Annotated in this window: 1 protein-coding gene; it reads left to right on the top strand. The window is 45.4% G+C overall.

What is annotated here, in order from left to right:
- Positions 1-641, top strand: a 641-nt coding sequence (locus ABD792_RS04235; RefSeq protein ID WP_486387620.1) for an HYR-like domain-containing protein, incomplete at both ends; no start/stop codon positions are given.

The following is a 641-nucleotide window of genomic DNA, read 5'->3' as shown; positions in this document are numbered from 1 at the left end:
ACTGTTCTTCGGAATTGGAAGCTACTTATAGTGACGAGGTTACCGCTGGTGAATGTGCTAACGAGAGTACCATTACACGTACATGGTCTTTAACTGACGATTGTGGCAATACCACAACGCACGTACAGATAATCACAGTACAGGATGTTACGCCTCCTACCTTTACGGTGCCAGCCGACGTAACGATCAACTGTGACGACGATGCCACGGATCTAACACTTACAGGTGATGTAGCAGATGAAGCCGATAACTGTTCTTCAGAATTGGAAGCTACTTATAGTGACGAGGTTACCGCTGGTGAATGTGCTAACGAGAGTACCATTACACGTACATGGTCTTTAACTGACGATTGTGACAATACCACAACGCACGTACAGATAATCACAGTACAGGATGTTACACCTCCTACCTTTACGGTACCAGCCGACGTAACGATCAACTGTGACGACGATGCCACGGATCTAACTCTTACAGGTGATGTAGCAGATGAAGCCGATAACTGTTCTTCGGAATTGGAAGCTACTTATAGTGACGAGGTTACTGCTGGTGAATGTGCTAACGAGAGTACCATTACACGTACATGGTCTTTAACTGACGATTGTGACAATACCACAACGCACGTACAGATAATCACAGTACAG

Origin of the sequence: Snuella lapsa, from assembly GCF_039539345.1 — a bacterium.
Classification (GTDB): Bacteria; Bacteroidota; Bacteroidia; order Flavobacteriales; family Flavobacteriaceae; genus Snuella; species Snuella lapsa.
This window is presented reverse-complemented; position numbering and strand designations above follow the sequence as displayed.